General features: G+C 70.4%; 22 protein-coding genes. 13 read left to right on the top strand and 9 right to left on the bottom strand.

The genetic code is table 11. From position 1 onward, the window contains the following. Nucleotides 1-55: 55 nt before the first annotated feature. Nucleotides 56-3,652, top strand: coding sequence for a cobaltochelatase subunit CobN (gene cobN, locus ACIGXX_RS24690; protein ID WP_351166274.1), 3,597 nt, complete (start codon nucleotides 56-58; stop codon nucleotides 3,650-3,652). Between the two features lie 106 nt (nucleotides 3,653-3,758). Here the strand turns inward: cobN and ACIGXX_RS24685 are convergent, their stop codons facing one another. Continuing rightward, on the bottom strand, nucleotides 3,759-4,409 hold the full coding sequence (locus ACIGXX_RS24685; protein WP_361465900.1) for a YceI family protein: 651 nt from the start codon (nucleotides 4,407-4,409) through the stop codon (nucleotides 3,759-3,761). Nucleotides 4,410-4,701: 292 nt separating this feature from the next. Between ACIGXX_RS24685 and ACIGXX_RS24680 the strand changes: the two genes are divergently transcribed. After that, a complete protein-coding gene (locus ACIGXX_RS24680; RefSeq protein WP_351165994.1) occupies nucleotides 4,702-4,857 on the top strand; it encodes a DUF6131 family protein in 156 nt (51 codons plus the stop codon). 176 nt (nucleotides 4,858-5,033) lie between these two features. Then, nucleotides 5,034-6,245: an aromatic acid exporter family protein gene (locus tag ACIGXX_RS24675; RefSeq protein ID WP_383821846.1), complete on the top strand. Its 1,212-nt coding sequence runs from the start codon at nucleotides 5,034-5,036 to the stop codon at nucleotides 6,243-6,245. Nucleotides 6,246-6,289: 44 nt separating this feature from the next. On the opposite strand, the gene ACIGXX_RS24670 is transcribed toward ACIGXX_RS24675, so the two are convergent. After that, nucleotides 6,290-6,418, bottom strand: a complete 129-nt coding sequence (locus tag ACIGXX_RS24670) for an LPFR motif small protein (RefSeq protein ID WP_351165998.1) — start codon at nucleotides 6,416-6,418, stop codon at nucleotides 6,290-6,292. A gap of 226 nt (nucleotides 6,419-6,644) precedes the next feature. On the opposite strand from ACIGXX_RS24670, the gene ACIGXX_RS24665 reads away from it, so the two are divergent. Together ACIGXX_RS24665 and ACIGXX_RS24660 are read left to right on the top strand one after the other, a co-directional pair. Next, nucleotides 6,645-7,256, top strand: a complete 612-nt coding sequence (locus ACIGXX_RS24665) for an NAD(P)H-dependent oxidoreductase (protein WP_361465893.1) — start codon at nucleotides 6,645-6,647, stop codon at nucleotides 7,254-7,256. A gap of 37 nt (nucleotides 7,257-7,293) precedes the next feature. Continuing rightward, nucleotides 7,294-8,547: a cation:proton antiporter gene (locus ACIGXX_RS24660; protein WP_399978810.1), complete on the top strand. Its 1,254-nt coding sequence runs from the start codon at nucleotides 7,294-7,296 to the stop codon at nucleotides 8,545-8,547. Nucleotides 8,548-8,595: 48 nt separating this feature from the next. On the opposite strand, the gene ACIGXX_RS24655 is transcribed toward ACIGXX_RS24660, so the two are convergent. Both ACIGXX_RS24655 and ACIGXX_RS24650 read right to left on the bottom strand, forming a co-directional pair. After that, nucleotides 8,596-9,426 (bottom strand): restriction endonuclease, encoded by an 831-nt coding sequence (locus ACIGXX_RS24655; protein WP_399978807.1) that lies wholly within the window; start codon nucleotides 9,424-9,426, stop codon nucleotides 8,596-8,598. 109 nt (nucleotides 9,427-9,535) lie between these two features. Beyond that, on the bottom strand, nucleotides 9,536-10,030 hold the full coding sequence (locus tag ACIGXX_RS24650) for a hypothetical protein (protein WP_399978804.1): 495 nt from the start codon (nucleotides 10,028-10,030) through the stop codon (nucleotides 9,536-9,538). Nucleotides 10,031-10,291: 261 nt separating this feature from the next. Here ACIGXX_RS24650 and ACIGXX_RS24645 point away from each other — a divergent pair, with 261 nt between their 5' ends. Next, a complete protein-coding gene (locus tag ACIGXX_RS24645; RefSeq protein WP_351166008.1) occupies nucleotides 10,292-11,242 on the top strand; it encodes a Ku protein in 951 nt (316 codons plus the stop codon). A 105-nt stretch (nucleotides 11,243-11,347) separates the two neighbouring features. On the opposite strand, the gene ACIGXX_RS24640 is transcribed toward ACIGXX_RS24645, so the two are convergent. Next, nucleotides 11,348-12,664: a phosphatase PAP2 family protein gene (locus ACIGXX_RS24640; RefSeq protein WP_351166276.1), complete on the bottom strand. Its 1,317-nt coding sequence runs from the start codon at nucleotides 12,662-12,664 to the stop codon at nucleotides 11,348-11,350. Nucleotides 12,665-13,021: 357 nt separating this feature from the next. Here ACIGXX_RS24640 and ACIGXX_RS24635 point away from each other — a divergent pair, with 357 nt between their 5' ends. Continuing rightward, the gene (locus ACIGXX_RS24635; RefSeq protein ID WP_399978800.1) at nucleotides 13,022-13,543 is read left to right on the top strand and encodes a DUF3592 domain-containing protein; all 522 of its coding nucleotides are present in this window, start codon (nucleotides 13,022-13,024) and stop codon (nucleotides 13,541-13,543) included. 72 nt (nucleotides 13,544-13,615) lie between these two features. On the opposite strand, the gene ACIGXX_RS24630 is transcribed toward ACIGXX_RS24635, so the two are convergent. Then, nucleotides 13,616-14,293, bottom strand: coding sequence for a GntR family transcriptional regulator (locus ACIGXX_RS24630; protein ID WP_399978797.1), 678 nt, complete (start codon nucleotides 14,291-14,293; stop codon nucleotides 13,616-13,618). A gap of 99 nt (nucleotides 14,294-14,392) precedes the next feature. Here ACIGXX_RS24630 and ACIGXX_RS24625 point away from each other — a divergent pair, with 99 nt between their 5' ends. The 3 genes from ACIGXX_RS24625 (at nucleotide 14,393) to ACIGXX_RS24615 (ending at nucleotide 16,777) form a co-directional block, all read left to right on the top strand. Further along, on the top strand, nucleotides 14,393-14,824 hold the full coding sequence (locus tag ACIGXX_RS24625; protein WP_361465879.1) for a VOC family protein: 432 nt from the start codon (nucleotides 14,393-14,395) through the stop codon (nucleotides 14,822-14,824). Between the two features lie 146 nt (nucleotides 14,825-14,970). Further along, entirely contained in the window at nucleotides 14,971-15,984 is a 1,014-nt protein-coding gene (locus ACIGXX_RS24620; RefSeq protein WP_361465876.1) for an NADPH:quinone reductase, read from the top strand. Nucleotides 15,985-16,108: 124 nt separating this feature from the next. Beyond that, entirely contained in the window at nucleotides 16,109-16,777 is a 669-nt protein-coding gene (locus tag ACIGXX_RS24615; protein ID WP_361465873.1) for a histidine phosphatase family protein, read from the top strand. A gap of 104 nt (nucleotides 16,778-16,881) precedes the next feature. Here the strand turns inward: ACIGXX_RS24615 and ACIGXX_RS24610 are convergent, their stop codons facing one another. After that, nucleotides 16,882-17,496 (bottom strand): TetR/AcrR family transcriptional regulator, encoded by a 615-nt coding sequence (locus tag ACIGXX_RS24610; protein WP_383821866.1) that lies wholly within the window; start codon nucleotides 17,494-17,496, stop codon nucleotides 16,882-16,884. A gap of 216 nt (nucleotides 17,497-17,712) precedes the next feature. Between ACIGXX_RS24610 and ACIGXX_RS24605 the strand changes: the two genes are divergently transcribed. The 3 genes from ACIGXX_RS24605 to ACIGXX_RS24595 all read left to right on the top strand — a co-directional run bounded on the left by ACIGXX_RS24605 (nucleotide 17,713) and on the right by ACIGXX_RS24595 (nucleotide 21,221). Beyond that, nucleotides 17,713-18,900, top strand: a complete 1,188-nt coding sequence (locus tag ACIGXX_RS24605) for an NAD(P)/FAD-dependent oxidoreductase (protein WP_361465867.1) — start codon at nucleotides 17,713-17,715, stop codon at nucleotides 18,898-18,900. A gap of 269 nt (nucleotides 18,901-19,169) precedes the next feature. Continuing rightward, complete coding sequence (locus ACIGXX_RS24600; RefSeq protein ID WP_351166026.1) at nucleotides 19,170-20,426, top strand: lipase family protein; 1,257 nt, start codon at nucleotides 19,170-19,172, stop codon at nucleotides 20,424-20,426. A gap of 174 nt (nucleotides 20,427-20,600) precedes the next feature. Beyond that, nucleotides 20,601-21,221 carry a DJ-1/PfpI family protein gene (locus ACIGXX_RS24595; RefSeq protein ID WP_366461780.1) on the top strand — a complete coding sequence of 207 codons (621 nt, stop codon included), beginning with the start codon at nucleotides 20,601-20,603 and terminating at the stop codon, nucleotides 21,219-21,221. A gap of 42 nt (nucleotides 21,222-21,263) precedes the next feature. Here ACIGXX_RS24595 and ACIGXX_RS24590 read toward each other — a convergent pair whose 3' ends face one another. Beyond that, on the bottom strand, nucleotides 21,264-21,758 hold the full coding sequence (locus ACIGXX_RS24590) for a hypothetical protein (RefSeq protein ID WP_351166030.1): 495 nt from the start codon (nucleotides 21,756-21,758) through the stop codon (nucleotides 21,264-21,266). Between the two features lie 205 nt (nucleotides 21,759-21,963). Further along, nucleotides 21,964-22,296 carry a hypothetical protein gene (locus ACIGXX_RS24585; RefSeq protein WP_351166032.1) on the bottom strand — a complete coding sequence of 111 codons (333 nt, stop codon included), beginning with the start codon at nucleotides 22,294-22,296 and terminating at the stop codon, nucleotides 21,964-21,966. Between the last annotated feature and the right edge of the window lie 51 nt (nucleotides 22,297-22,347).

Below are 22,347 nucleotides of genomic sequence, written 5' to 3'. Positions count from 1 at the left end.
AGACGCCATCGACACCACCCGGGGCGTGGACACCCCGAGGAAGGCCCGACGCCGCATGATCCTGCTCCTGTCGACGTCCGACACCGACCTGCTCAGCGCCCGCGCCGCCGGCGGCCCGGTCGCCTACCGCCACGCGAACCCCTCCCGGCTCCCGCTCGAGGACCTTCCGCAGCTCCTGGACGGCGCCGACCTGGTCGTCGTACGCCTCCTGGGCGGCGTACGCGCCTGGCAGGAAGGCCTGGACCAAGTCGTGGCCGCCGGACGCCCCGTGGTCGTCCTCACCGGCGAACAGGCCCCCGACGCCCAGCTGATGGCCGCATCGACCGTGCCCATCGGCATCGCCGCCGAGGCCCACGCCTACCTGGCCCACGGCGGACCGGACAACCTGGAGCAGCTGGCCCGGTTCCTCTCCGACACCGTCCTGCTCACCGGTCACGGCTTCGAACCGCCCGCCCCGGCGCCCTCCTGGGGCCCGCTGGAGCGCACCGCCCGCCAGGCCGAGGGACCGACCATCGCGGTGCTGTACTACCGCGCCCACCACATGAGCGGCAACACCGCCTTCATCGAGGGCCTGTGCAGTGCCATCGAGGACGCAGGTGCGCGCCCGCTGCCGCTGTACGTCGCCTCGCTGCGCGCCCCCGAACCCGAACTCATCGACGAACTGCGCGCCGCCGACGCGATCGTGACCACGGTCCTGGCGGCGGGCGGCACGCGTCCCGCCGAGGCATCGGCGGGCGGCGACGACGAGTCCTGGGACGCCGGCGCCCTCAGCGGCCTGGACGTGCCCATCCTCCAGGCGCTGTGCCTGACCAGCTCCCGCAGCGACTGGGAGGACAACGACGAGGGCGTGTCCCCGCTGGACGCCGCGAGCCAGATCGCGGTCCCCGAGTTCGACGGCCGCCTCATCACGGTGCCGTTCTCGTTCAAGGAGATCGACGAGGACGGACTTCCCGCGTACGTCGCCGACGCCGAGCGCGCCGCCCGCGTGGCCGGCATCGCCGTGCGCCACGCGCGCCTTCGCCACATCCCAGCCGCCGACAAGCGCATCGCGCTCGTCCTGTCCGCCTACCCGACCAAGCACTCGCGCATCGGCAACGCGGTGGGTCTGGACACCCCCGCCAGCGCCGTGTCCCTGCTGCGCCGACTGCGGGACGAGGGCTACGACTTCGGCACGGAGGAGGTGCCCGGCCTGGCCTCCGGCGACGGCGACGAGCTGATCTACGCGCTGATCGAGGCGGGCGGCCACGACCAGGAGTGGCTCACCGAGGAGCAGCTGGCCCGCAACCCCGTGCGCATCCCGGCGGCCGACTACCGCCGCTGGTATGCCACGCTCCCTGCCGAGCTGCGCGAGTCCGTGGAGCAGCACTGGGGCCCCGCCCCCGGCGAGATGTTCGTGGACCGCTCGCGCAACCCGGAGGGCGACATCGTCCTGGCCGCCCTGCGCCGCGGCAACCTGCTCATCCTCATCCAGCCGCCGCGCGGCTTCGGCGAGAACCCGATCGCGATCTACCACGACCCCGATCTGCCGCCCTCGCACCACTACTTGGCCGCCTACCGCTGGATCGCCGCCTCCGCCGACGACAACGGCTTCGGCGCCGACGCGATGATCCACCTGGGCAAGCACGGCAACCTGGAATGGCTGCCGGGCAAGAACGCGGGCCTGTCCGCCGCCTGCGGCCCCGACGCCGCGCTCGGCGACCTGCCGCTGATCTACCCGTTCCTGGTCAACGACCCGGGGGAGGGCACACAGGCCAAGCGGCGCGTGCACGCCACCCTCGTGGACCACCTCGTACCGCCGATGGCCCGCGCGGACAGCTACGGCGACATCGCGCGCCTCGAACAACTCCTGGACGAGCACGCCCAGATCGCCTCCATGGACCCGGCGAAGCTGCCGGCGATCCGCGCGCAGATCTGGACCCTGATCCAGGCCGCCAAGCTCGACCACGACCTGGGGCTCGAAGGCCGCCCCGAGGACGAGGGCTTCGACGAGTTCATCATGCATCTCGACGGCTGGCTCTGTGAGATCAAGGACGCGCAGATCCGCGACGGTCTGCACGTCCTGGGCGGCGCCCCGGCCGGCGCCGACCGCGTCAACCTGGTCCTGGCGATCCTGCGCGCCCGGCAGATCTGGGGCGGCACGGCATCGCTTCCCGGCCTGCGCGAGGCGCTGGGCCTGGACGAGTCGGCCGCCACCCGCACCAGCGCCGACGCGGTCGAGGAGCAGGCCCGCGCCCTGGTCCAGGCGATGGAGGACGCCGACTGGGCCCCGGACGCCGTGGCGGGCGTGGCCCAGGGGCACCCGCAGTCGGTCGCCGACATCCTCGACTTCGCTGCCCGCGAGGTCGTCCCGCGCCTGGCGGCCACGACCGACGAACTGGACCACGCCGTCCACGCGTTGGAGGGCGGCTTCGTTCCCGCGGGCCCCTCCGGCTCCCCGCTGCGCGGCCTGGTCAACGTCCTGCCGACCGGCCGCAACTTCTACTCCGTCGACCCCAAGGCGGTGCCCTCGCGCCTGGCGTGGGAGACCGGCCAGGCGCTTGCCGACTCGCTCCTCGAGCGCTACCGCACCGACAACGGCGACTGGCCGACCTCGGTGGGCCTGTCCCTGTGGGGCACGAGCGCGATGCGCACCGCCGGTGACGACATCGCCGAAGCCCTCGCCCTCCTTGGCATCCGCCCGGTCTGGGACGACGCCTCGCGCCGTGTCACCGGCCTGGAGGTCATCCCCGCCGAGGAGTTGGGCCGCCCGCGCATCGACGTCACCTTGCGCATCAGTGGCTTCTTCCGCGACGCCTTCCCGCACACCATCGGCCTCCTGGACGACGCGGTGCGCCTGGCCGCCTCGCTGGAGGAGCCCGACGAGGCGAACTACGTCCGCGCCCACGCCCAGGCCGACCTGGCGGCCCACGGCGACGAACGCCGCGCCACCACCCGCATCTTCGGATCGCGCCCCGGCACTTACGGCGCGGGCCTGCTCCAGCTGATCGACTCCCGCGACTGGCGCACCGACGCCGACCTCGCCGAGGTCTACACGGTGTGGGGCGGTTACGCGTACGGCCGTGAGCTCGACGGGCGTCCGGCGCGCGAGGAGATGGAAACGGCCTACAAGCGCATCGAGGTCGCGGCGAAGAACACCGACACCCGCGAACACGACATCGCCGACTCGGACGACTACTTCCAGTACCACGGCGGCATGGTGGCCACCGTCCGGGCGCTCAAGGGCAGCGCCCCGGAGGCGTACATCGGCGACTCCACGCGCCCCGAGACGGTGCGCACCCGCACCCTGGTCGAGGAGACCTCCCGCGTCTTCCGGGCCCGGGTGGTCAACCCCAAGTGGATCGAGGCGATGCGCCGCCACGGCTACAAGGGGGCCTTCGAGCTCGCCGCCACGGTCGACTACCTCTTCGGTTACGACGCGACGACGGGCGTGGTCGCCGACTGGATGTACGACAAGCTCACCGAGACGTACGTCCTGGACCCGACCAACCGCGAGTTCCTCCAGCAGGCCAACCCCTGGGCCCTGCACGGCATCGCCGAGCGTCTCCTGGAGGCCGAGTCCCGCGGCATGTGGGCCAAGCCCGATCCGGCGGTGCTCGAGGCGCTGCGGCAGGCGTACTTGGAGACGGAAGGCAATCTGGAGGGCGAGGACTGAGCACCGGCCCGGCCTGAGGGCCGGCGCACGAGAGGGCCCCATCCCGGTGTCGTCGGGATGGGGCCCTCCCCGTTCCCTGCGGTGGGCGGCTACGCCTGGCGGGCGGCTACGCCTGGGGGGTGGCGCGGATCGCGGAGATGTCGAACTGGAGGCGGACCTTCTCGCTCACCATGGCGCCGCCCGTCTCCAGGCGCTGGTTGTAGACCAGGCCCCAGTCGGTGCGGTCGATGGTGGTGGTGCCGTCGAAGCCGGCTCTCTCGAAGCCGAACGGGTCCACGACCGAGCCGAGGTAGTCGAGCTGCAGCTCGACGGGCCTGGACACACCGCGGATGGTCAGGTCCCCCGCCATGCGGAAGGTCTCGCCGCCCTCATGGACGGTGGAGGTGCTGCGGAACGACATCTCCGGGTGGCGGCGCGCGTCGAAGAAGTCGGCGCCTATCAGGTGCGTGTCGCGCTGTTCCACACCCGTGTCGACGCTGGCGATCCGGATGACGATCTCGGCCCGCGACTCGGAGGGCCGGGCGCCGTCGAAGTACAGCGTGCTGTCGTAGTCGGCGAAGGCACCTCGCACCGTCGTGACCATCGCGTGCCGCACGGAGAACCCGATGCGGCTGTGCGGCCGGTCGATGGTCCACTGCCCGGTCAGCGCACGCAGCGCCGGGTCGAGCGCGGCTCCGTCGGCCGTGGAAAAGGGCGAACCGGCGCCCGACGGCGTCGGCTCGAGGGTCGCGGTCTGGCGACGGCTGAAGATACCCATGATGTCGTCGTCTCCTTGGATTTGATCACTCCGTGTTATCACGCCGTCGACCGGTGCTGCTCAGCAAGATGGGAGGTCTCGTCCGGGTTCCATGCTGCTGACTGCAAAGATGCACAAGATCGGCACGGATGTGGATGCACGGTTGGGTGGCCTGGCGTCACACACGGTCACAACGGCGTCGATGGTGCGTCGACGGACGCCAGGAGGGCACTCGGTAGGGGCCCGGCGCCGGGGCTGTCATCGGCGCCCAAAAGGTGCATACTTGAAATAATTCTGAGGGTCGGAGGGCTCAATGATCGCACTCGGAATCATCCTGCTCATCATCGGTCTCCTGGCCGGAATCTCCATCCTGTGGACCATCGGCGTCATCCTCGTCGTCATTGGTGCCATCCTGTGGATTCTGGGCTCCGTGGGCCACGCAGTGGGCGGGCGAAAGCATTATTGGTAGGCGCACCGGTATCGAAACCGGACGGCTTTCATAAGCGCCAACGCCCTGGTATTCGCAGCGGCAAGAATTTCTCCGGTGTGCCCCGGTTCTCCTTCGCGGCCCGACGTCCGCATGCGGACGGCTTCTCCGGGTAGCAGGCTGTGCTCATGACCTGCTGAACGGAACGGAGTCGGTGCATGGCCGGCGAGGGCGGAGGGCCGCGAGCGGAAGCCGCGGCCCCGGGGTGGTTCGAGCGTGTGCGGCGATGGTGGCAGCGGGCCCGGGGGGTGCCGGGCTACGAACGCCACACGCTGCTCCTGGTTCTCAAGAGCACCTTGGCCGCGACCCTGTCCTGGGTGGTGTCCTACTACCTGCTCGACGCGCCCTCCCCGGCGTTCGCCCCGTTCTCCGCGGTGCTGATCATGCAGGTGACCGTGTATCAGTCCCTGCTGCAGTCGATGCGCTACCTGGCGGCAGTGGCGGCGGGCGTGGCCATGGTGGCCGCCCTGGGGTTCCTGGGCGGCCCCGACCTGCTGACCTTCGTGCTGGTCGCGCTGGTGGGCCTGTCCATCGGGCGCTGGCCCGCGCTGGGTGCGCAGGGGTCGCAGGTCGCCACGGCGGCGTTCTTCGCCTTCTCCACCTATGCCTCGGCCACATCGGCGACCGAAAAGCTCTCCCAGCTCGGGCAGATCATCCTGCTGGTCCTGATCGGCTGCGCCATCGGCGTGACCGTGAACATCACGGTGGCCCCGCCGATGCGCTACCGCAGCGCCGAGTACGGGATTCGCTCGCTGTCCATCGCCCTGGGCGAGCTGGTGGGCGACATGTACCCGGTGCTGCGCGAGGGCGAATTGGACGAGGAACGCTGCCGGCAGTGGCGCTGGCGGGCCGAGCAGACCGGTGGACTGATCACGCAGGCGAAGGACGGCTTCCGTACCGCGCAGGAAAGCCTGTACTTCAACCCCCGTCGACTGCTGCGCCGACACCGCGGCCGGACCTCCTTCGAGGGGTACGGAGCGGTGCTGGGAGCCCTCGAACGATCCCTGTACCAGGTGGCATCGCTGACGCGCAGCCTGCACCAGTGGCACGAAGAGGAGGGGGGCCGGCACGACGACCGGGCCTTCCTCCTCGGCTACGCGGACTTCCTCGAGGCCCTGGAACGGATCGCCCAGGTCCTCGGGGAACTGGACGAGGACTCCCTGACCGAGCAGGCCCGGCAGCTGTGCCAGTTGGCCGACGAGGCCCGGCGGTGCTGCCACGACGTGACCGACGGAGCGAACCGGGCCGGCCTTCCCCTGGCCGACCCGGCTCGCCCCTACGGAGTCCTTGTCGTCGAATCCACCCGCCTCATGGAGGAGTTCCAGCACGCCTGCGACGTGCTGCAACGGCACGTGGGGCAGGAGGCGTGACCTCCTCGACGGGGTCATGGGCTCCCAGGTTCTCGGCCCGGCTCTCAGTGGTGGCCGTGGGCGCTGGACGAAGCTCCGCCGAAGAGCCGCGCGACGGCGCGGAAGGGGAGCGTGACCACCGTGGCGATGGCTCCACCGATGGCTCGGAGAACATCTGCAATGGCCTTCAGCATGTCGGGACCTCCATAGAACGTCTTTATGTGCGCGTCGTCAGTTCAATAACTCCTGCACGGCTTGTCTTCTGCCGGTTTCCCTGCGATCGGCGACGGAAACGTAATGGCTCGGCCCTCGGAGGGTTTTTCACAATGGAGTCCGTCATACGGATCTGTCCCGTACGTGCTTGATTAGGGTCGATCCGAACGGGAACGCCTCACAGGGCAACGACCCCGTCACCGTCGAATGGAGCGCTCCGTGCGTGCACTGTCCTTGGTCTGCACCCTGAATTCATCGCCCACTTCATCCAGCAGCCACGCGTTGTCCGACCAGGTCATGGCCGAATTCGAAAAGCTGGGCGTAGAGGTCGAGACGGTCCGGGTCGCCGACCACGACGTACACGCCGGGGTCGCCGTGGACCTGGGCAGCGGGGACGCCTGGCCGGCCCTGCGCGAGAAGGTGCTGGGGGCCGACATCCTGCTCCTGGCCACGCCGATCTGGCTGGGGCACCCGTCGAGCATCTGCCAGCGGGTCCTGGAGCGTCTGAACGCCGACATGTCGGAGACCGACGACGAGGGCCTGCCCCTGATGTACGGGAAGGTCGCGGCGGTGGCCGTGGTCGGCAACGAGGACGGCGCCCACAAGGTCAGCGCGGACGTCTTCCAGGCCTGCAACGACCTCGGCTTCTCGCTGGCTCCCGGAGCGGTCACCTACTGGGTCGGCGAGGCCAAGCAGGGCACCGACTACCAGGACCTCGAGAAGACACCCGACGCCGTCGCCTCCGCCACGCACACGCTCGCGGTCAACGCGTTCCACCTGGCCGAGCTGCTCGACCGCAAGCCCTACCCGGCGTCCTGACATCGCCTCGGACGACCACAGGGACAGGTGCCGGTAGATGGACGTGACCGCCACGGACGTCGGGTACGCCTGCGTGGGGATCGGCGCGCTGCTCGCCGCGGTCCTGCCCAGACTGGTGGCGCGGCAGCCCATGTCCATGCCGATGGTCTTTCTGGCCGTGGGCTTCCTCGTCTACGTACTGCCCACCGGGCTTCCCGACCTGGACCCCTACCAGCACCGGGCATGGGTGGAGCACCTCACCGAGGTGATCGTGATCGTGGCCCTGATGGGCGCGGGCCTGGCCATCAACAGACCCTTCGGCCGCCACTCCTGGTCCACCGCCTGGCGCCTGCTGGGCATCACCATGCCCCTGACCGTCCTGGTCACCGCCCTGGTCGCCTGGGGCCTGGTGGGCTGGCCGCCGGCCGTCGCGCTGCTCCTGGGCGCCGTGCTCGCCCCGACCGACCCCGTGCTCGCGGCGGAGGTACGGGTGGGGGAGCCGACCGACGGCGAGCACGACGAGGACGAGGTGCGCTTCGCCCTCACCGGCGAAGCGGGCCTCAACGACGGTCTGGCCTTCCCGATGGTCCTGGCGGCCCTTGCGATGTTCGCCGCCTCGGAGACGGGCTGGTCGGGCGCGTGGCTGGGCCACTGGCTGTGGAGCGACGTGGCGGTACGCGTCACGGTCGGCGTCACGGTCGGCCTGCTGGTCGGGCGGCTGCTCGGCTGGATGTTCTTCCGGGCGGGCTGGCAGGCGCTGCGGCTGTCCGACCACCGGGAAGGGTTCGTCGCACTGGCGGCGACCTTCCTTTCGTACGGCCTCACGGAGGTGCTGCACGGCTACGGATTCCTCGCCGTGTTCACGACGGCCTGCGCGATCCGGTCCGCCGAGCGCGCCCACGGCTACCAGGTGGTGATGCACACCTTCATGGAGCAGATCGAGCGGCTGCTCACGGCCGGTGTGCTGTTCCTCATCGGGGGGTTCATCGCCTGCGGCGGCCTGTCCGCCCTCACCTGGGGCAGCGCGGTGACGGCCGTCCTGGTGCTGCTGGTGATCCGTCCGCTCACGGGCTGGATCGCCCAGCTGCGGGGCCGGACGACGCCAGGGGAACGCGCGGTGACCTCCTTCTTCGGCATCCGGGGGATCGGGTCCGTCTTCTATCTGGCGTACGCCCTGGGTGTGGGGGACCTCGAGGCGTTCCAGGAGGAGTTGTGGGCGGTGGTGACGTTCATCGTCCTGCTGTCGGTGATGCTGCACGGGGCCGCGGCCTCACCCGTGCTCAAGCGTTTGGACAGATCCGGCTCCCGCTGACGGCACGGCGGCAGCCGGACCGGCGCAGGCGGGTGCGGGTCCGGCCGGTCAGGCGTCGACGCCCGCTCCCTGCCAGGGGGTGGGCCCGGTGCCGTCGAGCCAGGCGTCCAGTTCCGTGCCGTTGACGCACACGATGCCGATCTGCTGCGCGTACTCCAGGGCGGGAGCGGTGAAGTCGCTCGTCGTGACGAGTATCGCGACGTCGGCCTCGTGGACGGTGAAGCACGTCCCGCCGAAGCGCTGCAGGTCCTGCGAGCCGACCTTGTTGGCGTCGCCGTAGCGCTTGCACTGGATGACGAGGCGGAGACCCTCGGCGGTGACCGCCGTGACGTCCGCGCCCAAGTCGCACGCGCCGCCCACCACTTCCACCTCCCGGCAGTCGTCACGGGCGCACAGGTCGGCTATGGCGTGCTCGAAACCGTCGGGATCGAGCTCGGCGTACTCGTGCTCATCCTCGTACTCGTCCCCGTACTCCTCCTCGTACTCGACGGGCGCGCCAAGGACGACGGTCGGCTCCTCGCCGTCCGGCACCAGCGCTCCGGGGTCGGCCTGCTTCGCGTCCGGGAGGTGAGGCTCCGGGACCAGGCTGTCGGACGCCTTCTCGGCTGCTTCCTCCAGCGCCGCGGCGGCACGGCGCGCGTATCTCGCGGCGGAGAAGCGACGCCACCTGGACCGGCACAACTGCGCGACCGCCAGGCCCACCACGACGACCGCCCCGGCCCACAGCGGGCGGCTCTCGACGATGTCGGCCGCGGTGCGCACCAGGAACACCAGGACGCACAGGACGATCGCGAGCAGTACGAAGTACACGGCGGTCGCCCGCAGATCGAAGCGCCGTTCGCGGTCCAAACGTCGAACCGGGCGCGAGGGTACGGTCATTGCACATCCTTACGGAGGACGAAAACGAAGATCACTTATCTCCGTCGTTCTCCATGTGCCCAAGATCAACACGCTCAAGATCTCTTGGTGCGCGGAACCACGGCACAGGTCAGCGCGGGTAGGACTGGCGGCACAGCGCGGTCAGGGCCGGGTTGACGTCGATCTCCTCGGCCGTGCCGCACAGGGCGGCCATGTCGGCCGCACCGGGTGTGCCCGCTGAGGGGTTTCGGCCGGGGTCGGGCCGCTGCGCGGCAGGGGCTCGTCGGCGCGGGGGTGGCGCGGTGGGGGCCTGCGCGGGGCGGCGGGTGCTGGGCTGCGCGGGCGCGAGGGATGGTGACTGCGGGCGGCTGCTGGTAGGGGGACGGGCCGCCGCTGCGGGGGCCGTGTCTACGGCGCGGGGCGCGGGCTCACGGCCGTCGACGAGGGCGTCGCGGGCGGGTGGCTGTACGGGGCGTACGGGGGAGGGCCGCGCAGGCGGACCCGGCGGCGCGGCGCTCGCACGAGCGGGGGACGGGCGGTGTGCGGGAGACGGTGGCGGGACGGCCGTGCATCCGCAGGTGGTGAGGGCGGCGCCCAGGGCGAGGACGAGCAGACAGCGGCGCATGTCCACACCGTGGCGCACGGGTGGGCCCCGGGGCGGGCATACGGGGAGGAGGCCCACCGGGTCGAGTGATGTCGGGGCGCATAGAGGTGATCGCCGGGCGCGAGGCGGCCCGCGTGCGCGCAGACGCCGTCTGCGAGCACCTTCCCGGCAGCGGTGACCTCTCCAGGGTGTGGACCGGCAGGCTGCGCACGCCGCCTCGACATGCCTTCGGCGCAGCTGCGCCATAGCCTGGCCATCTCGGGGCTGTACTGGAGGTACGTCATGCCCCGCCCTGTCTGGTCCGGTGCGATCTCGTTCGGCCTGGTCACGATCCCGATCAAGGTGCTGCCTGCCACCGAGAACCACTCGATCTCGTTCCACCAGTACCACCTCGAGGACATGAGCCGGGTCCGCACGCGGAAGATCTGCGACATCGACGGCAAGCAGCTCACGAACGCAGAGATCGGCAAAGGGTTCGAGGTCAGCAAGGACACGATCGTCGCGGTGACCGACGCCGAGCTCGGTGAGATGCCGCTTCCGACAGCGAAGGCGATCGAGATCGCCGGCTTCGTGCCCTACGAGTCGATCGATCCGATCCGGATCGGCGAGGGCTACTACCTTCAGGCCGACGGACAGGTCGCGGACAAGCCCTACACGCTCCTGCGCAAGGCCCTGGAGCGGAACAGCAAGGCCGCCGTCGCGAAGTTCGCCTGGCACGGGCGCGAGAGGCTGGGCCTGTTGCGCGTGCAGGACGACGTGATCCTGCTGCACGCCATGAAGTGGGACGACGAGGTGAGGGACCCGAAGGAACTGGCCCCCAAGGCGATGGAGCTGGACGACGAGGAGATCGACCGGGCGGTCATGCTCATCGACTCCATGACCGCCGACGGCATCGTCGGCCAGGACTGGGCCACCGACCGCTACACCGAAGCCCTCGAGCAGGTCATCCAGGCGAAGGCGGAGGGGAAGAAGCCGCCCAAGCCGGACGAGGGGGAGGCGCCGGCCGGGCAGGTACTCGACCTCATGGCCGCGCTCCAAGAGTCCGTACAGAAGGCTCAGTCGGCCCGCGAGGAGACCGGCAAGGACGCGACGGTCCACGAGATGCCGAAGAAGCGGGCCGCCAAGAAGACAACCGCGAAGAAGTCCACGGCGAAGAAGACTGCCGCCAAGAAGTCCACGGCGAAGAAGACGGCGGCCGGGAAGAAGACAACGCCGAAGAAGCGAGGGGCCTGAGGCCGCGAGGCCGCGTTCCGGTCCGGCGTGGGCCGGACCGGAACGTCTGGTTGCCGCCCCGGTCCGCCCGGTGAGCATTCAGCGCGCGAGCTTTCGCAGCATGCCTCAAACGAGTTCGGGCTGCGGTTCCGGCTGCTGTGCCGGGGCGACCTTCGGTTCCCACAGCTTGGTGGTCCGCATGTAGCCGTAGACCACGGAGGCCATCGCCAGAATGAGAAGTGGACCGAACACCCCCGGGTGCTTGGCCATTTCCATCGGCAGATAGCGATACGACACCAGGAGCAGGGTGAATACGGTCGTGCCGTAGACGACCAGCTGAATTCCCGCGCGGTCCCAGCCGCGGTCGAGCGCGCGCAGCGCCGCGTCGATGGTGAACGCGAACACCACGCCGGCGATGATGTCCACGCCGTAGTGGTAGCCGAATCCCAGCGTCGCACCAAGCGTGGCTATCAACCAGAACACGCCCGCGTAGCGCAGCGCCCGTGGGCCCTTGCGGGAGTGAATGAAGATCGTCGTGGCCCAGGCGGTGTGCAGGCTGGGCATGCAGTTGCGCGGGGTGAGCTCGTCGAACGGCATCGACTGCGGGGTGCTGAGCGGTGGCGGCGTGTGCGGCCACAGGTTGGCCAGGGCCAGGTGCTCGCCGCCGGTGCCGAAGGCGCCGGTGCCGTACGTGAAGATCGGTCCGACCACCGGGAAGATCATGTAGATGGCCGGCCCGAGCAGGCCGATGACCAAGAAGGTGCGCACCAGATGATGGCCCGGGAAGCGGCGCTCGGCCGCCACGTTGCGCAGCTGGTACAGCGCGACGATGACCGCGGCCACCGCGAGCTGGATGTAGACGTAGTCGAGAACATGGGCCCCGATCGAGCCGGTGGCGGAGACCATCCGCCCCACCACCCACGAGGGGTTGCCCAGCGCGTGATCGGCGGTGGCCACGTACTGGTCGAGCACCGCGGGGCGGGTCTTCGACGTGATGAGCAGCCAGATGTCGCCCGTCTTACGGCCGGCCACCAGGAGCAGACCAAGCCCTACGCCCTTCAGGAGCAGGACGCGTTCGGAGCCGGTGCGGCGCGTGACAGCGATGACCGCGTAGCCCAGCAACACCCACAACGCCCCGTTGCCGAACATCATTTTGGCGTCGAGAGCCCACCGCACCAGGAAGAAGACGACATCGATGCCGACCGCGACACCGACCGCGATGAACCGTTGCCGCCAGGTGAGCACCACCATCATCAACGCCATGGAGGCGTACAGCAGCGGCCCCGACTTGGGGGCGACCACCACCTCGCGCACCTGGTTGGCGATCGGCCCCCGTACGCCGTAATGGCGCGCGGCGATCTCCAGCGCGACGAGGAACCCGAGGCCCACCACAGCTGCCGCGGTCCACAGCAGTGCCCGCGGCTGACGCCACGCGGCGAACATCGTGCTGAAGTTTTTTCGCGAAAACACTTGAGATGCTATAGATATCAATGGTTTGGCCGATTTGTTAGATGTTAGTTAATAGCTCACTCTTCGTGCGAGATAGCGTGTTTTCTTGTGAAGTACGGGCGATCAGGGCACTCGTTGTGAGTTCGATCATGTTAGCGGAGCGGTGCGGGTGGGTTTAGCGGGTCATGAGATGACGCTAACGGTCCAATGAGCCTGGCGGCCGCGGCGGCAGCCGGGCCGCTCCTGTACGGCGGCGCGGGGCGGGAGCCCAGGGGGGAGCCCGGGGCGGGAGCAGACCGGCAACATGCCTGGGATAGCGTCCACCTCACTTTGGGCAAGCGAGGGGGCGTCGTGGAGGTTCGGCTGCGTGGGCGGGGTGCTGCCCGGTGGGTCACGATCGGTTTTCTCGCCTTCGGGGCGCTGTTCCTGGTCGTCGGGCTGGTCCTGGCGGGGGAGTCGGTCGCGTTCCAGTCGGATGCCGAGCGGGCCCCGGGGACGGTGGTGGCGCTGGAGTGGCGCAACGACTCCAGCGGCGCATCCCGCAAGCAGCGGGAGAACGACGAGCCCGCGGCGTACCCGGTCGTCGAGTTCACCTCGGCGGACGGTACGCCGAGGACGTTCCGCAGCTCGACGGGCACCAATCCGCCGGCGTACGAGGAGGGGGAGAAGGTCGAGGTGCTCTACCGTGCCGATTCCCCCGAGGACGCGCGGATCAAGGGGTTCGCCTCGCTGTGGCTGCTGCCGCTGATCTTCGGAGGCATCGGGCTGGTGATGGCGGGGGTCGGGACGGCTCTCGCGATGGTGGGGCGCAGGCGACGGCGCGCCCCGGCGGTGCGTTCCGCGCCGACGGCGTCCACCGCATCGGCGTCGTGAGCGCGACCTTCCCTGCCGGAGCCGGACCGTGACCCAGGGATCGGCAGGTGTGACCACCGCCGGCCCGCTCCGTCAGCTGGCGTCGGTGGCGTCGGGGGCGCCGGTGACCACGTCGACGGCGTGGCGGCGATGCGTCGCGAAGAGGTCGAGGGCGGCAGCGCTGTCGCGGGCGCGCAGCGCGGCGACGAGCCCGCGGTGCTCACGCGGGATGCGGTCGAGGTAGTCCTTGGTGCTGCGGCCGATCCGGGTCAGCAGGAACAGGTGGACCTGACAACGGATGCCGTCCCAGGCGTCGGCGAGGCGCCGGTGTCCTGCGGCGGCGAACACCGCGTCGTGGAAGGCGATGTCCCAGCGCACCATCTCGTGCGCGTCCGCGGCCCGCTCCATCATGTCGGCCGTCTTCGCGACGGACGCGAGGTCCTCCTCCGAGGCACGGGCGATCACCTGTCGTACGGCGAGGTCTTCCAGGGCGCCGCGCAGGCTGTCGAGTTCGGCGACGTCCTCGGTGGACAGGGTCGTCACCGTCGTACCCCGGTGCCACGCGCAGTGGACCAGGCCCTCGCGCTCCAACAGCCGCAGGGCTTCGCGCACCGGCCCGCGGCTGACGTCCAGCTCGCCGGACAGCTCCACCTCGCGCAGCTGCGCGCCGGGGGCGTAGGCGCCGCTGAAGATGGCCTCGCGGATACGGTCCGCGACCTCGTCGGCCAGGCCCCGACGGCGGGCCGGGGCCACCTTGCCCTGATCACTCATGTCGGAATGTTAACAAGAGCTGTTGTCGTGATGTAAACATTAGGACATGGGTTGGTGGCCGACTCTGACCCGCCCGTTCCCCGGCAGGAAGGCAGTGCCATGACCGTCCTCGCCTCCCCGATACCGCGATTCCACCTGGCCATGCCTGTCGACGACCTGGCCGCCGCCCGGCGCTTCTACGGCGAGGTGCTGGGCCTGGAGCAGGGCCGCAGTGCGGACACCTGGGTGGACTGGAACCTGCACGGCCACCAGTTCGTCACCCACCTCGCACCGAAGCGCGCCCCGCGCATACACAACCCGGTCGACGGCCACGACGTGCCGGTGCCGCACTTCGGGCTGATCCTGACGATCCCCGCCTTCCAGGAGCTCGCCGAGCGACTGCGCACGGCAGGCACCGAGTTCGTCATCGAGCCCTACGTCCGCTTCGTCGGCCAGAAGGGCGAGCAGTGGACGATGTTCCTCCTCGACCCGGCCGGAAACGCCCTGGAGTTCAAGGCGTTCGCCGACGACTCCCAGGTCTTCGCCGCCTGACCGGCAGTTTCCCCCTCCCTGAAACTCCCGGAATAGTCCGCTCCGCGCGGGAGTTCAGGGAGGTGCCCCGTGCGTGGCGGCGTCCTCCCGGGCGTCGGCGGACCGTTCCCCACGTTCCCCAGGGGCCAGCGAAGGACAGGTGAGAGATGAAGTCCGTCATCCGAACGGCTGCCGGTGGTCCCGAGGTCCTCCAGCTGGTCGAGCGTCCGGTTCCCGAGCCCGGTCCCGGTGAGGTACGGGTTCGTGTGCACATCTCGGGTGTCAACCCCACGGACTGGCGCAGCCGCAGGCGCGCGCTGCCGCCGGGCATGAACGAGCAGGTGCCCCACCAGGACGGCGCCGGGGTGATCGACGCCGTCGGTCCGCAGGTCGACCCGGCGCGGATCGGGCAGCGGGTGTGGATCTGGGAGGCCGCGTGGGGGCGGCCCTGGGGAACGGCTCAGCAGTACACGCTCGTCCCGGACCGGAACGCCGTCGCCCTGCCCGACCAGGCCCCGTTCGAACTCGGCGCCGCCCTGGGCATCCCGGCCCTGACCGCCCACCGCGCACTGACCGTTCACGACGGCGGACCGGGGCGGATCGCGCCCGGCGCCCTGCAAGGCACCACCGTCCTTGTGGCGGGCGGCGCCGGTGCGGTCGGCAACGCGGCCATCCAGCTCGCCCGCTACGCCGGAGCCCGTGTGATCACCACGGTCAGCAGCCCCGCCAAGGCCGCCCTTGCGCGCGCGGCCGGTGCCCACCGGACGGTCGACTACCGCACCCAGGACGCGGTAGCGGAGATCCTGGACTTCGCCCCCAAGGGCGTGGACATCGTCGTGGAGGTCGCACCGGGCGCCAACGCCGCTCTCGACATTGAGGTCGCCGCTCAAGGGGCCGTGGTGGCGTACTACTCGGGTGGCGAGGGCGAGCAGCTGTCCGTCCCGGTGCTCACCTCCCTGTCGGCGAATCTGCGCTGGCAGAGCGTCTTCGTCTACACCGTGCCGGATGCGGCGAAGCGGCAGGCGCTCACCGACGTGTCGGCAGCCGTGAGCGCGGGCGCGCTGCGCGTGGGCGAGGAGGCCGGACTGCCCTTGCACCGCTACGTGTTGGAGCGCACGGCCGACGCCCACACCGCGCTCGAACAGGGCTTGGTCGGGAAGGTCCTGCTCGACATCCCCTGACCGACCTTGGCGGTGCGCGGTGAAGTCTCCTGGCTGGCGGCCGGCTGTCTGCCCGCACTCCGCGGGGGAGGGCTCTGGTGGCAGAGTGGAAGAGATTGTTCCGTCCAGTGGAGGTAGTCCCCGCATGCGCTTGCTGCTCATACGTCATGGCCAGACCCCGTCCAACGTCAAGCACCTCTTGGACACGGGGGCGCCGGGCCCGGGCCTGACGCCGCTGGGGCAGGACCAGGCGGCGGCGCTCCCGCAGGCCTTGGCGGGGGAGAAGATCGACGCCTTGTACGCCTCCACGCTGGTACGCACGCAGCTGACCGTCGCGCCCCTGGCCGACGCGACCGGCCTCGAGGTGCAGGTCCGGGACGGGATCCGGGAGCTGATCGCCGGGGACCTGGAGATGCGCGGCGACGACGAGGCCGCCGCCGCTTACCTTGACACCGCCTTCGCCTGGTCCGGGGGCGACACCGAGCGCCGGATGCCGGGTGGCGAGACGGGCGCGGAGGCCCTGGGGCGGTTCGACACCGTCGTCGCCGAGGCCGCAGCGACGGGGGCGGAGACGGTGGCGATGGTCAGCCATGGTGCGGCGATCCGGATGTGGGTGGCTGCCCGCGCGGCCAATGTCGACGTGGCGTTCGGGGCCAGTCACCCGCTGGGCAACACGGGCGTGGTCATCCTCACGGGCTCGCCTGACGAGGGCTGGCAGGCATTGGTGTGGGAGGGGAGCCCGCTGGGGCCGGAGGGAAGCTCGCCCGAGGAGGACGGCGGCCCGGCAGGAGAGGCCACCACTCCGGCGGCCTGACCCAGGGCCTGGGGTCCAGCGGCGCCATGACCCGCTCGCCGCTCGCACTCGCCGCTCGGGTCGCGCGGATGTCTCCTGAGCCCGCGCCGAACCGGCGGCTGCCCTCAGGCAGGCGCGCGCCACCCGTTCTCCAGCAGGTCGAAGGCGCGGGTGATGGCCTGGCGAGGGTCGTCGTGGCCGCGGGCGGCGCGGGGCGCTTCGAGGGCGAAGTGGGCCAGCGCGGTGCAGGCGGGATCGTCCGCGGGCAGGCCGCTTTCGTCGGCGATGGCCCGTGCCAGGGCGGAGGTGTGGCGCAGCCACATGTTCTGGCCGTAGTCGCGCAGGGCCGGGGTGCTGTTGACCAGGTCGAAGAAGGCGGTGAAGCGGGGGTCGCCGTCCGCGGCCGCCGTGCGGTGGCGCAGCGCGTGCTCGCGCAGCGCCGCGGGGATGGACTGGCCCGGGGGCCGTTCGCGGACGGCGGCGAGCAGGCGGGCTTCCTGGGCGGCGTCCTCATCGAGGACGAGGGCTTCTTTGACCGGGAAGTGCTTGAACAGCGTGGTGGTGGACACGTCTGCGGCGTCGGCGATTTCCCGGATGCCGACATCGTCGTATCCGCGCTCCAAGAACAGACGCAGTGCCGCATCCGCGATGGCCTGGCGGGTGGCGGCCTTCTTGCGCTCGCGGCGCCCCATCGGCGGGGGCGGGGTGTCGGCCTCGGTGTCGGCCTCGGTATCGGTCATGCCTGGACTCTACTTCTTCGGTTGTCCAACTTCAAAAGTTGAGTCGTTGCACTTATTGGGTTGGTGTGCTTTTCTGTAGTGGCGGCCGGACGTCCCAGAAGACGCTGCCGCCATCGCGGACGGCTGAGCCCCCGCCACCGCGCACACCTCGTCGGACGACACCACGCCTCAGCGCAGCACTGCTGTGCTGCGCGAACGGAGGTCACCTTGAACACCTTGAACACCACACCCATAGGCACACCCGCACCCCGCATCGCGATCATCGGAGCCGGCCCCGGCGGCCTGACCTGTGCCCGCGTCCTGCAGGAGCACGGCATCACCGCGACCGTCTACGACGCCGACGCCTCCCGCACCGCCCGTGACCAGGGCGGCAGTCTCGACATGCACCCTGAATCCGGCCAACACGCCCTCCGTGCAGCCGGATTGCTGGACGACTTCCTGGCCGTGGCCCGCCCCGAGGGCCAGCAGATGCGACTGGTCGGCCGCGACGGTCAGATCCTGTTCGACGCGGCGCCGCCCACGGCCGATCCCACAGACGGCACCACCGCCGACGCCACCGAGGGCAACCCCGAGATAGACCGCGGCCAACTGCGCGACCTCCTCCTCGACTCCCTCAAGCCGGACACCGTGCACTGGGAGCACAAGCTCACCCGCGTCGCCCCGCTCGGCGACGGGGCGCACCGCCTGCACTTCGCCGACGGCACGACCGCCGATGCCGACCTCGTCGTCGGGGCCGACGGCGCCTGGTCCCAGGTCCGCCGCCTCCTGTCCGACGCGACGCCGCTCTACACCGGCGTCACCTTCGTCGAGACCGGCCTCAGCGATGCCGACCGCAGCCACCCCGCTCTCGCCGAACTCGCCGGCGCGGGCACGATGATGGCCCTCGACAACAACCAGGGTTTCGTCGCCCAGCGCAACAGCAGCGCGCACATCCGCATCTACGTCGGCATGCGCACCGACGAGAACTGGCACGAGCGGGCCGGTGTCGACCTCACCGACACCAACGCCGTACGCGAGGCACTCCTCGCGGAGTTCACCGGCTGGAGCCCCGCCCTGCTCGGCTTCATCACCGGCACCGACACGGGCTACACCAACCGCCCCCTGTACGCCCTGCCCGTCCCGCACACCTGGCCCCACACGCCCGGCCTCACCCTCCTCGGCGATGCCGCCCACCTCATGTCCCCCTTCTCCGGCATGGGCGCCAACCTCGCCATGCTCGACGGCGCCGACCTCGCCCAGGCCCTCATCGCCCACCCCACCCCCGACCAGGCCGTCACCGCGTACGAGAAGATCCTCGTCCCGCGCTCCATCGAAGCCGCCGAAGGAGCGGCCGAGGGCATCAGCGGCGCCTTCGCCCCCGACAGTGCCGCCCAGACCCTCGCCCACATGACGCAGCACCACTGAGACCCGGCCGTCGCCGACGCCGGGAGCCTCGCCTCCACCGATATCCTTTGGCTCGTCGGTCAGTTGGGCGTAACCGACCCGACGATCCCCCCCCCGCGCACGTGTATACCCCGAGCTCGTCTTCCACCGGGCCTGAGCGACCGGCGTCGCCTCGGCCCCCTGCACATCTATAGCCGTATTACTGACGGGTCAGTACGGTGCTCCACAACCCCCCTTGCCCACAGGAGAGTTGGGAGAGCCGCATGATGTCAGCCTTACGTAGACGACCCGTGGCCGCAGGTGCCGTTCTCGCGGTGGCGGTGCTCGGGCTCCCCGGGTCCGCGGCCGCGGAGAGCCCGAACGCGCCGGCCGGTCCCCCAGGCGCGGCGGACGCCACCCCCTCGGTCCATGCCGCGGCCGAGACCGCAGGGAAGAAGCCGGGCAAGAAGCCGGGCAAGAAGCCCGGCAAGAAGACCGGCCCCGGCAAGATCCTCAGCTCGGCGCCGTCCTCGTTCCAGTACACGCCGGGCGTGCCGACCCCCACCAAGGCCTGGAAGATCACCTACCGGTCGACCTCCGCCAACGGCCGCCCCAACGCGGTCTCCGGAACCGTGATCGTCCCCGACGACGGCAAAGTCACCCCCCGTCCACTGATCACATACGCCGTCGGCACGGTCGGTATCGGCGACAAGTGCGCGCCGTCCGCCGGTTTCCCGGGCGGCACGACGGCCGAGGCTCCGCTCGTCAACGCGGCGCTGGTACGGGGCTATGCCGTCGTCGTCACCGATTACGAAGGTCTCGGTACCCCGGGCGACCACACGTACATGGTGGCCAAGCCGCAGGGCAGCGCCGTCCTCGACGCGGCGCGCGCGGCCCAGCGGCACCCGGAGGCGGCGAAGTACGGCGTTTCCTCGGCCGCGCCCGTAGGGATCATGGGCTACTCGCAGGGCGGCGGCGCCAGCGCGAAGGCCGCCGAGATGGCGGCGAGCTACGCTCCCGAACTCAAGCTCAAGGGAACGGCGAGCGGCGGCGTCCCCGCCGATCTCACCAAGGTCGCCGAATCCCTGGAGGGCGGGGACAGCGCGGGCTATCTGCTGATGTCCGCCGTCGGCCAGAACGCCGCGTATCCGAAGCTGGGGCTCGACAAGTACCTCAACAAGGAGGGCCACAAGCTCGTCAAAGTGGTGCGCAACGAGTGTGGCGGGACGGTCCTGGAAGCAGGGCGCGGCAAGAAGATCGAAGACGTCACCAAGTCCAACCCGCTGGACCGGCCGGTGTGGCAGCGGGCGATTGCCAAGCAGCTGATCGGCACCAAGCGGCCGTCGGCGCCCACGTTCGTGTACCACGGGGACGCGGACGAGACGATCCCCTACGCCGTCGGCCAGAAGCTGCGGGCCGACTGGTGCGCGAAGGGCAACGCCGTGGAGTGGAAGACCTTCCCCGGCCAGTCCCACGTGGGCACGGCGATTCAGGGCAACGGACCGGCACTTGAGTGGCTCGGCCGACGCTTCGCCGGTGAGCCGACGTCGGGCAACTGCGGTACCTGAAGCCCAGGGGTCGCACGCACACCCGCCCCCTCTCCTGCCGTCCACGGGCGGCGGGGGAGGGGGCGGGCTGATGCCCGCCGAGTTCGCCCGTCCCGGTCACGCCTCCGTGGCCGTACCCCCTCGGATTGCGAGGCCCCGGCGAGAGCGGACCGGACGGCGGCTAGGCTGCGGCGCATGGACATAGTGATCCCGATCTTCGACCGCTTCGAGCCGCTCGACGCGATCGGGCCCTACGAGATCCTCGCGTACGTGCCCGGCGCCACCGTACGGTTCGTCACGGCCGAACCGGGCCTGGTGCAGGACGTGTTGGGGTCACTGCCGGTGCACGTGCCGACCCGGTACTCCGAGGTGGAAGCGTGTGATGTCCTGCTGATCCCGGGCGGGGGCAGCTTCCTCGCGATGGTGGACGACCCCGATTTCCTCGACTGGGTGCGCCGCATCCACGCCGGAACCCGTTTCACCACCTCGGTCTGCACCGGTGCCCTGGTGCTCGGCGCGGCCGGTCTGCTGGACGGCTTGACCGCCACCACCCATTGGGACGCGGCCGCCCAACTGAAGTCGTACGGGGCCGACTACACCTCCGAGCGTGTGGTCCGGCACGATCGAGTGATCACCTCGGCCGGAGTCTCCTCCGGCATCGACATGGCGGTCCAGCTCGCCGCCCTCCTCACCGACGACGTGACCGCCCAGGCCATCCAGCTCTACACCGAGTACGACCCACAACCTCCTTTCGATACCGGCTCGGTGGCCAAGGCCCCCGCCGAAGTGCTCGCACGGGCCCGCGCCTTGGGCTAGCGGCAGGGCGGGAGTGGGCGGTTCGAGGTGCGGGGCCCTGGCTCAGGCGGTGGGGTCCTTCAGGTCATCGATGACCATGTCGGAGAGGCGGACCTGGTACCAGACGTCCTGGCTGGTGCCGTCCTCCCACCTCTCAGTGATGATGATCTTGGTGTGGGTCGTGGTGCTGTCGCTTTCCGTCGTCGACCAGCTCTTGATCACCTCGTCACGGCGGAAGATCGGATTCGCCTGGTGTTCGGAGCCCCAGACGGTGAGTGCGTCGTCGAGTTCCGAGGTGAGGTACTCCCGGCGGATCTCGGCAGGGCTTTTGCCGTCGATCTGGTGGCCGTTCGAGGCGTCCAGGTAGTTCTGGAAGAAGCTCGCGACCTGTTGCTCCGCGGGCGATGACATGACCGCGGTGGCCGTGGCCGCCTGCTCGCTCGGCGCCTGCGCCTGCGCCTGCGCGGGAAGAGTGGTCAGGCCGGAGCCGACCACCAGAACCGCGGTGCAGGCGCCGATCACCGCGCCACGCAGCTTCGTACGGTGGACTTGGAACATGGACGACTCCCTGGAGACGGTTGGCCTGAGCGGTTTCGCACTGAAGCAGCCATCCGCAGCCCTGCGGTAATGGCATTGCGGGGCATCCGGTCCATCGACCGCCCCTGCCCGGTGGGAGCCTCCTTCCGCCTCAAGGGAAGAACGCTTTCTGCGCGCACCAGGACGAGCCGTGGAGAATCCGCCCGCACGGCCGATGGCACAGGGCTCACCCCGCGCGCCCCTCCGACGGAGAAGCGGTCGGCCGGTTCGGACCGTCCGTGTGCCGTGACCGGGCCAGGAGGAAGCCTGCGGATGCGCTCACGATGACCGGCGGGTACAGCGGCCACAGGCTCCAGTCCGCCTCCGGGAAGAGCGAATCCGGTGCGCCTGACAGCGCCGGCGAGGACGTCAGCACGATGATCGGCGTCAGGGTGCCGTAGACACACCGCTGCGGCGCCGCAGCGGTGATCGGCCGCCGCCCCAGGCCCGCCATCGCGAGGCGCGGCCCTGCCGTGCTGATCTCCCGCCGTGCGTCCGGCTCCTCGCCGGTAGTCGCCACGGCCCAGATCGTGCACGATCGCGTCCGCCCCGGAGAGCAACAGGACGGACG

It is taken from the genome of Streptomyces sp. NPDC055243, assembly GCF_044544025.1.
Classification (GTDB): Bacteria; Actinomycetota; Actinomycetes; order Streptomycetales; family Streptomycetaceae; genus Streptomyces.
The sequence above is the reverse complement of the archived record's forward strand: the minus strand, read 5'-3'. Positions and strand labels throughout refer to the sequence as shown.